We start from the raw sequence: 9,580 nt of genomic DNA on the forward strand, positions 1-9,580 counted from the left end.
ACAAATGTCAACAGACCCTAAATAATTTAAAAAATATTTATAATGAAGATTATTTCCGACCAGTTTCTTGGTCACTTTCGATGAAAGGCGATGAAGAATTGCTAGCTTATGTGACAGATACCTTAAACGGTGAAAATACGCATGTATTAAAAAATCCTACTCAAGAAATGATAAAGTCATTACCAAAAGAAATAGCTTTCGATTATGTACACGATAAAAAGGTGAAAAGACTAAATATAATATTTAACAAGCCTTATAAATTTTTTAAAGAATATCTTGACTTTAGGTCAAAATTTAAAATCGTAGTTGAAATTATTGATGAAGACTATACAGCGGTATATTTTCAACAAGGTGAAAAAATAATTGAATTTGAGGATATTCGTGTTCAAGAGTATGAGCGTTAAGTGTATTTACGAGGGCTGTTTATGTTATAAGTAAATAGCCTAAGCAAGTTGATCATTTATTTTACATCCGATATTTCATTTTAATTTCAGCTTTTGTTTGTAGTTCAGTTTTATGTTCAATAATAAATTGATGAATCATGGTTTTTACGTTGTCATTCATAAAACCTAGTGCATAACCTTTCACAATAATGATGCTCGGGAAATTAAAAAAGAGATATTTTGCATCTTCAAAAGATGGTTCAGGATAAATATTTAACTCGGCTAAAGTGAGTTGAAAGAACTCTTTTTCAACCAACACAGAAGGGGTTTGGGTATCATTCCAATAATTTAAACGCATTGCCATTAAGTTATTGTGTTTATAGCTCATAGAAATAAAAAACTTTGAAGTAGGTTTATGTATATAGGGTTTCTTGAAAAAGATTCAATGATATTTTTGAAAGCGCGCTGAAAAAGTGTTATATACAGTTTTAATAATTAATTGAAATTATTGGTTTAATTTTTTGGGGGTCATATGAAGTTGCTGAAAGTTTTGTTGATAATTACAGCTGGCGGATATGCCATGAATACCTATTCAATGGGGTATTCACAAGATTATGTGGAATGTATGAGATCTTCAAATAATCAAGCAAATACAACTTCAGTTTGCCAAATTAAAGAGTATAAATATCAAAATAAACGCCTTAAAAAACTCTTTAAAAAGAATATGTCATTTTCAAATCCACAAGAAAAAGTAGATTTAAACCGTATTCAAATGCAATGGGCATCGCAACGTGAGTTATCTTGTGGTTTGAAAAATAAAAAAATCAAAGCATTAAGCCCTGCAAGTATAGGATGCGCCTTACAAATCACAAGTTCACGTGCAGATATGCTGGAAGTTCAAGTGGCGAATAAAAACTTAAGAAGATAATTTTGGAAAATCGGTTATCAAAATATTAAAAAACTGTGAAAACAGGGTATCATAAGGCGTTTAAAAAATATGACTTTGGAGACGCCTTAAAGTGGATCGACCGACTATTAGCCCTGAACACATTCAGGAAGCCGCTGAAAATTTAACAACCATTCGTGATTTTATCCGTTTTGGTGTTACAGCATTACGTCAACACGATGCGCACTTAGGGCAAGGTACAGAAGATTATGTTGCTGAAAGTTCAGCATTGGTATTGCAAACCTTGTCTTTGGACTGGAGCGCAAATCCAGAAATCCTAGATTCAAAATTATTGCCAAGCGAGAAAGCAGAAGTTTTGAGTTTGCTTGAACGTCGTATTAACGAACGTATGCCAACATCTTATTTGTTGAATTTAGCGTACTTCGATGGCAAACCGTATTATGTTGATGAACGAGTGCTTATTCCACGTTCACCAATTGCAGAACTTATTCAAAATCGTTTTGCACCTTATTGTTTAGATGAAAATCATCAGCCTCGTGAAGGCGTGAATAATCTACCTGAAAATACAAATGCTAAAATGCCACGCCGTATTTTAGATATGTGCACAGGTTCGGGCTGTATCGCAATTGCTTTAGCATATGCATTCCCTGAAGCAGAAGTTGATGCAACAGATTTATCTAAAGATGCTTTAGAAGTGGCACAAATTAACTGTGAACATCACAATCAACAGTTCAATGTTGCATTGCTTGAATCTGATTTGTTTGCAAAAATTCCTGCTGAAAATCAATACGATTTGATCGTGTCTAATCCGCCATATGTAGATGCAGAAGACATGGCAGATTTACCAGATGAATTCCATCATGAGCCTGAAATGGCACTTGCTGCAGGTCAAGACGGCTTAGATTTGGTTCGTAAAATGTTAGCGCAAGCAGCAGACTACTTAACTGAAGATGGCTTAATTGTTATTGAAGTGGGTAACTCTGAATGGGCAATGAAGCAAAATTTCAATACAGTTGATTTCTACTGGTTACAGTTCCAAAAAGGCGGTTCAGGCATTTTTGCATTAACAGCAGCACAATGTCGTGAGTATCGCGAATTATTTATTCAATCTATCAATTCATAAGGAGTCGTGAAGCATGGCAGGTAATAGTATAGGGCAACTGTTCCGTGTAACGACTTGTGGTGAATCTCATGGCGTTGGTTTGATGGCCATTGTCGATGGGGTTCCACCAGGAATTGAACTTTCTGAAGCAGATTTGCAAAAAGATTTAGACCGCCGTAAGCCGGGCACATCTAAATTTGCAACGCAGCGTAAAGAACCCGATGAAGTAAAAATTATTTCGGGTGTATTTGAAGGTAAAACAACAGGTACATCGATTGGTTTGCTGATTCGCAATACAGATCAAAAATCGAAAGATTATGGCAATATTGCACAAACGTTCCGTCCGGGTCATGCAGATTATACGTATACACAGAAGTATGGTTTCCGTGATTACCGTGGTGGTGGTCGCTCAAGCGCACGTGAAACAGCAATGCGTGTAGCAGCTGGTGCAATTGCTAAGAAATTCTTGTTTGAGAAATTCGGCATTGAAATTCGTGGTCATGTCACTCAAATTGGCACAGAAAAAACAGAAAAACTCGATTGGAATGAAGTTCCGAACAATCCATTTTTCTGTGGTGATGCTGATGCAGTTCCTCGTTTTGAAGCGCTTGTTACTTCATTGCGTGAACAAGGTACAAGCTGTGGTGCGAAACTTGAAATTGTTGCAACACAAGTTCCTGTAGGTTGGGGTGAACCTGTATTTGATCGTTTAGATGCAGATATCGCGCATGCCATGATGTCAATTAATGCTGTGAAAGGCGTTGAAATTGGTGATGGTTTTGCTGTTGCAGAACAATTTGGTCATGAAACACGAGATGAACTTACTACAGATGGTTTCTTGGCAAATCATGCAGGTGGTATTTTAGGTGGTATTTCAAGTGGTCAAGACATTCGTGTTGCGATTGCTCTAAAACCAACAGCATCTATTACTACACCAGGTAAAACCATTACGATTGATCGTGAAAATGCAGATGTATTGACTAAGGGTCGTCATGATCCTTGTGTTGGTGTTCGTGCTACACCAATTGCGGAAGCCATGCTTGCAATTGTATTAATGGATCATTTCATGCGTCATCGTGCACAAAATGCCGATGTGGTTGCACCATTTGAACCGATTTAAATTAATTTGAATTGAAAACCAGACCTAGTGTCTGGTTTTTTTTGATGTATATGATCATTTTATTGAGATTTATAATTTAATTAGTGATGAGAAGTTAAAAAAATTTTCTAATTAATATAGGAATATTACATAAAATTATGAATTATATATTGTACTTTTATAGGCATAATATATTTTTAAAATTGTTATACCGTTGTAATTTAGATATTTAGAAAAAATAATTGGCATTTTTTGAGGTTGTAAATGATATCTAAATGAATTTAATAAAGAGGAGGTTGAATGCTAAAAATAATTGAAATGTGATGTAAGTCACACATGTGGGCACTACATGTTAAAATTCAATACAATATTGGATAAGAATAACCCATATAACAATGACCCATCAAATCACAATTAAAGGCGAAGCTTTGCCTGTAAGTATGTTTGGCACCCCATATTTTTGGTTCGACTCTTTAACGGGCGTAGAAAAACTAAATGAACTCTTTGAATACCAACTGATAGTAAAAATACGAGATGAATACGGTAATCCTGCCCACGGATATATGGGATTAGAAGGCTATATTTCACCAGAACAAGCAAAAAACAGTGGCACACCCGCATCAGACTTAAACCTGCAAAGTTTAATAGGTACAGAACTTACGATCTGTATGCGCCTAGATGGCTTAAAACTCGATATCTCCCAACTGAGCCAAATTAACAACTTCAACCAAGACCACACCTACCAAAACAGTATCAATGGGGCAAGATACTTTAGAGGTATGGTGAATAAAGTCGAAGTACTTCCAGTCCGCAACCGCCATGCCTGCTATAAAATCACCCTCGTACCATGGCTGTGGCTCCTGACAAAAACCACGAACTACCGTATTTACCAAGATGAATCAGTCACCACGATTCTTGAAGACATATTACAAAAATATCCATACCCCGTTGAATACCGCATTAGTGGCAACTTCATAGGACTTGACTACCAAGTCCAATATGGAGAGAGCGACTTTGACTTCATTAGCCGACTCATGCAAGAACACGGAATAAACTACCACTTCGAACACAGCCACAACGAACTCACCCTCGTGATTTCCGACCACAACTCCTCCTTTAAACCCATGCAAGCCGAAGGCTACCAACAGCTAGACATTTACCCACCGAACCAACGCTTTCCCAATAAAGCCGAATACATCGAGTTTTTTGAACCTGCCCAACAACTGGTGAGTGGCAAAGTCTACTTAGGCGACTACCAATTCAAAACCCCACAACTCAAACAAATTGCAGAAGAACAATTTATGTGGGAACACCTGCATGCAGAAAACGAAATATACGAATGGAACCAAGGGGACTATTTCGATGCCAAAGAAGGCGGACAAGACAAAGCACGACAATACATAGAACGCGTTTATCAACACGGCTATAGAGCCCAAGGCAAAGGACACCTCAAAGGTCTACAAACAGGCTTCAAGTTTGAGCTGAATAACCATCCCAACAGCCAATCGAATGGCGGCTGGATTGTACTAGGAACCCAAACCACCATCCAAGATATTAGCCAAGAACAAAACAGCAACCAATACTACGACTCCCAAGTCGAATTTATAGTACAACCCGATGAACAAGTACTCCGCCCAGAACGCAGTATTAACAAACCCATAGGCAGAGCACAAACTGCAATTGTTGTTGGACCAGAAGGCGAAGAAATTTATACCGATAAATATGGACGAGTAAGAGTTAAGTTCCACTGGGACAGAACAGACAAAGATGACAGACACAACCCCTACAACAACAGCAAACCCGAAAAATATGACAAAACCAATACCTGTTGGTTACGCGTATCCACAGCATGGGCAGGCAACAACTACGGAACAATACACTTACCACGAATAGGACATGAAGTGGTTATTGACTTCTTTAATGGCGACCCAGACATGCCCTTTGTAATAGGACGCTTAACCAACCCAGACAACATGCCAGTATGGAACTTACCGTCACAACAAGCACTTAGCGGAATTAAGTCCAAAGAATTTAAAGGTAATCAGTCGAATCAATTGGTGATGGACGACACGCCAGGAAACTTACAACTTCACTTGAAGAGTGATCATCAATCGAGTGAACTTAACTTAGGACACATTACCCGCATCCCCGATTCAAGCGGAAGAAAGGACTTCCGAGGAGAAGGCTTTGAGTTAAGAACAGATGGGCATGGCGTGGTACGGGCAGGTGATGGACTGGTTTTAACGACTTATGAACAAGAAAAGACAAAAGATCATGTTAAGTTCTTAGAAGAAACAGTGAATCAACTTGCACAAGCGGTAGAGCAACAAAAGCGTCAAATTGAAGCATTAATTAAGAGTAAAACAGAAACTCGCCCTTTATCGAGTACAGCACATCCAGAATTAGATAAACAAGAAAAGCAAATTAAAGGGGCTAAAAAGTTAGAAGAGTTGGAAAAGCCACATATTGTGACGAGTACACCTGCGGGTATGGCATTTTTAGCCAAAGATGATATTCATATTAATTCGAATGAAAATATTGCCTTAACCAGTGGTAAAGATGTGTCTATGGCAATAGATGAGCGTTTGTCTGTAAGTGCGAATGATGGGATTCAAATGCATGCAATGGATGGTGGTATACGTACTTTTGCTTCCAATGATGATATTGATATTCATGCACACAAGGGAAATATTGGAATATTCTCTTTAGGCGATATTCAGATTGTTTCTACAGAAAATAAAATACAGATTATTAGCTCAAAGGAAATTAGTTTTAATGCGGGTGGTACCGAGTTTGTGTTGAATCAAGAAGGTATATTTGGTAAAACCGAAGGTGTTTTTGAGGTTAAGGCGGCTAATCATGTATTTGAAAATAAAGCTAAAGTACCGTATCAGTTACCTGAACTTCCTAAAGCTACGTTATTTAGTAATAAGGTAGATTTGTATGAATTATTGTGGAATATGGATTTCAGTAAATATAAATATAAAGTCATCAATGAGGATAATAATTGTTTTGGTACAGGACAATTGGATGAACATGGTAGAACACAGAAGATAATAACGCCAGAGTCAGCTAATATGAAAATTTTGATAGGTACAGATGATGAATGGGGGATTGATATGGAAGGGTATGATGTAGAAGATTTTATTGACGATAATATATCATAAATAATAACTTAGAGAATAAAGATGACAAAAAAATCATTAGTGACAATTCAAATTGTAGATATGCTGAGTAATCCTATCTCCGATGCACAGTATCAGATAAAAAATCAAAAAACTGGGCAATTAATCGCGAGTGGAAATACGAATAAGGCAGGAAAAATAGTAGAAATTAGTCGAGATATTGGTACTACGCTAGATGTATATTTAAAAAGTATGTTTAAAGATGAGATGGTAAAAATTCAAAGTTTTACTATGTCTAAAGAACGAATGGTTGTGAAATTTAGAAGCCCAAAAATATTATTGGATATAAAGACATTAGAAAATAAAGGTGCTAATGGAAGCTATAAACGAAAAACGTATACTGTAAAAAAAGGAGATGCATTATCGGAAATAGCAACAAAAAATAATACAACAGTTAGGGCTTTAGCAAACTTGAATAATATAAAGAATCCAAATGCTATAAGTATTGGACAAGTTATTAGGCTACCAGTTCAAATACAAGCAACAGGTAATAAAACATACAAAGATAAACCTAAAGCGATAGAAAGTAAAAAAAGTGAAAAGCCTTCAACAGCAACTAAGCCAAAAAAAACAAATAATGATGATGGATTTTTAGAACAAGCAAAGAAAAAACTCGAACAAGTTTATGAAGACTTAAAACAAAAAGTAGATGTAGTAGTAAGTGAGCAACAAAAAATTTTAACCACTGAAGATCGAAGTGAACAATCGACCTCGCCTAAAACGGATGTTAAAAATTTATGTAAAAGTAATGCTCAATGTATTACAAGTGGTAAGGGAGAGTTAATACGTGAAATAAATATTCGTTTAGCTGGTTTTGGCGGGGCGCTACCGAGTGATGAATTTACGGAATTAACAGAAAAATGTATTAAACAGTTCCAACGAGATTATATGGGGGTGGAAGAAACAGGTAAAATATGCGGTTCATTATTGGTTGCATTAGACAAATTCTATTATGACTATCCAGTCAGTTCTTTGATGAAGAATATTGCATGCCCATGTGGAAAATGCAAAGGCTATGGGAATAACACAAGAAATGTAAGCATTAAGGGAAGAATTGCAAATGAGTATCCAGGAATGCATAGATCTGTAATATGGATTCTGAAAGCATTGAATTTTTATTTAAAAACAGAGTTTAGTGCGAAAAATATGGAAGTAGCATATATAGAGTCAGGCTACAGGTGTATTGAACGTAATGAACAAACAGATAGACCAACAGTAAATCATATGGGAATGGCATTAGATATTCATATTAATAAGAATGGAGTTAGAACTATAGCTCATGATGATATGGAATATGTTCGTAAAAATGTAATGGCAAAAAAGATGAATGCTACAGAAGTAAGAACTGATAAAAATACAATTCATATGGAACCAAGAATTTTTAAAGATGGTAAATCAGGAGCGACTAACTGGGTGCATTATGATGTATATATGTGGGATTCAAAATATAAGAGTGATGATTTATTTCAAATAGGTGTTGAAAAACTAAATGGTAAGAAACTAGCGGATATTGCTAAAGAACAGAAAATTGAAAAAATATTAAGTTGTGGTGGGGTTATCCTAGGATCCACTAAAGATAATAAATCAATAAATGATTTGTTAGTAGAATTAGGTGATGCAATTTCTAGTGGTGAAGGAACTTATGAAGCTTGGAATTCTGGTGCTCCTGAAGGGAAAAGAGTGAAGTATGGTAAAATGAATGATGTTCCTGGTACCATTACAGCTAAGACAATCAATCAATTAGATAAAGCCTCAAAAGAATATACATGGGAAGATAATAGACGTAGATTTGCAACAGGAAAGTATCAGACAATTCCAGCTACATTAATGGAAGCTAAGAAAAGTATGGGATTGAGTGGTAATGAATTATATGATGCTGAAATGCAAGAAAGAGTTTTTCGAGAATACTTGGCACGAAAACAAAAAAATATGAAACTATTTCTTGATAGCAATAGTGTGAGTGTTGATGAAGCAATGGTGGGTGCAGCGCGAGAGTGGGCTTCAATCGCTTTACCTAAAGGTTATAAGAATAAATTTGGTGTAATTTCTGATGGTACTATTGGTTATCATCAATCAGCTACAAATAAAGCTAGTATGAGTTCTACCAAAAAGGTCAGAGCTATATTGGAAAAGATAAAGCAAATCCATGAACAATAGCGGATGAATAATATGTTAAAAAAAACTTTTTATATAATAATTTTCTTTGTGCTTAATGGGTGTTCAAATGCCAAAGATATACCCATAAGCTTAAATAAGAATCAGGACAATATTGTAGCCTCGCAGGTTGTAAAATGTACTTTTGATGGATTAAAAAATACAGATTTTTGTGATGATGAAAAACTTAAAATTTATCAAAATAAAATTAATAAAGGATTGAATTTTGACAAGGACAAGGTTTTAATTGTAATTAATAAAAATACTACTTTATATAATGGTGTGCCAAGAAGTTTAAATTTTATTGTTGTTTATGATCCAGAAGGCGAAAGAATATATCCTTTTTATCAGGTTGTAGGGAATTTTGTTAATAATAGGTTGGAAGAAGATTTAAGTGATCCAGCATTAATAAAATATTCAAAAGACAGTAATAAGGTATGTTTAAGTGGTACATTATTTTATGAAGGTGATAATGATATAAATGTAGAAGACCAATGTTATATTTTCTCTAAAAAACAGCCTGATTTTTTTAAAAAAATATAATGATTGGATTGTTATTTGAGGTGTAAAACTATTTTTAATGATAGCTTACTTTGAAATTTGCTAAGTTAAATATTTTTTAAATGACTTTATTTATATGAATATAATGGTTAGGTAATGGAATAATAAAACTAAAAATAGAGGAAAAAAAGATTGCTGTTGGAAAAAATGAGTATGTAAGAATAGATGAAAATTTGGTGGTGTTTCAAA

8 protein-coding genes are annotated in these 9,580 nt (G+C 35.2%); 7 read left to right on the forward strand and 1 reads right to left on the reverse strand.

All coding sequences use genetic code 11. The annotated features are described in order from the left end of the window. Positions 1-404: hypothetical protein (locus tag A6M14_RS05525; RefSeq protein WP_206669620.1), on the forward strand; the 404-nt coding region annotated here is incomplete at its 5' end. A 61-nt stretch (positions 405-465) separates the two neighbouring features. Here the strand turns inward: A6M14_RS05525 and A6M14_RS05530 are convergent. Next, the gene (locus tag A6M14_RS05530; RefSeq protein ID WP_152874008.1) at positions 466-771 is read right to left on the reverse strand and encodes a hypothetical protein; all 306 of its coding nucleotides are present in this window, start codon (positions 769-771) and stop codon (positions 466-468) included. Between the two features lie 144 nt (positions 772-915). Here A6M14_RS05530 and A6M14_RS05535 point away from each other — a divergent pair, with 144 nt between their 5' ends. The 6 genes from A6M14_RS05535 to A6M14_RS05560 all read left to right on the forward strand — a co-directional run bounded on the left by A6M14_RS05535 (position 916) and on the right by A6M14_RS05560 (position 9,373). Further along, complete coding sequence (locus A6M14_RS05535) at positions 916-1,311, forward strand: lysozyme inhibitor LprI family protein (RefSeq protein WP_152874009.1); 396 nt, start codon at positions 916-918, stop codon at positions 1,309-1,311. Positions 1,312-1,402: 91 nt separating this feature from the next. After that, positions 1,403-2,413 carry a 50S ribosomal protein L3 N(5)-glutamine methyltransferase gene (gene prmB / locus A6M14_RS05540; RefSeq protein WP_163123873.1) on the forward strand — a complete coding sequence of 337 codons (1,011 nt, stop codon included), beginning with the start codon at positions 1,403-1,405 and terminating at the stop codon, positions 2,411-2,413. 13 nt (positions 2,414-2,426) lie between these two features. Beyond that, positions 2,427-3,512 (forward strand): chorismate synthase, encoded by a 1,086-nt coding sequence (aroC, locus tag A6M14_RS05545; protein WP_152874010.1) that lies wholly within the window; start codon positions 2,427-2,429, stop codon positions 3,510-3,512. Between the two features lie 374 nt (positions 3,513-3,886). Continuing rightward, the gene (locus A6M14_RS05550; protein ID WP_152874011.1) at positions 3,887-6,658 is read left to right on the forward strand and encodes a type VI secretion system Vgr family protein; all 2,772 of its coding nucleotides are present in this window, start codon (positions 3,887-3,889) and stop codon (positions 6,656-6,658) included. A gap of 21 nt (positions 6,659-6,679) precedes the next feature. Continuing rightward, positions 6,680-8,833, forward strand: a complete 2,154-nt coding sequence (locus A6M14_RS05555; RefSeq protein WP_152874012.1) for a muramidase family protein — start codon at positions 6,680-6,682, stop codon at positions 8,831-8,833. A gap of 12 nt (positions 8,834-8,845) precedes the next feature. Continuing rightward, complete coding sequence (locus A6M14_RS05560) at positions 8,846-9,373, forward strand: hypothetical protein (RefSeq protein ID WP_152874013.1); 528 nt, start codon at positions 8,846-8,848, stop codon at positions 9,371-9,373. Positions 9,374-9,580: the final 207 nt, after the last annotated feature.

Origin of the sequence: Acinetobacter portensis, from assembly GCF_009372215.1 — a bacterium.
GTDB classification, from domain to species: Bacteria; Pseudomonadota; Gammaproteobacteria; order Pseudomonadales; family Moraxellaceae; genus Acinetobacter; species Acinetobacter portensis.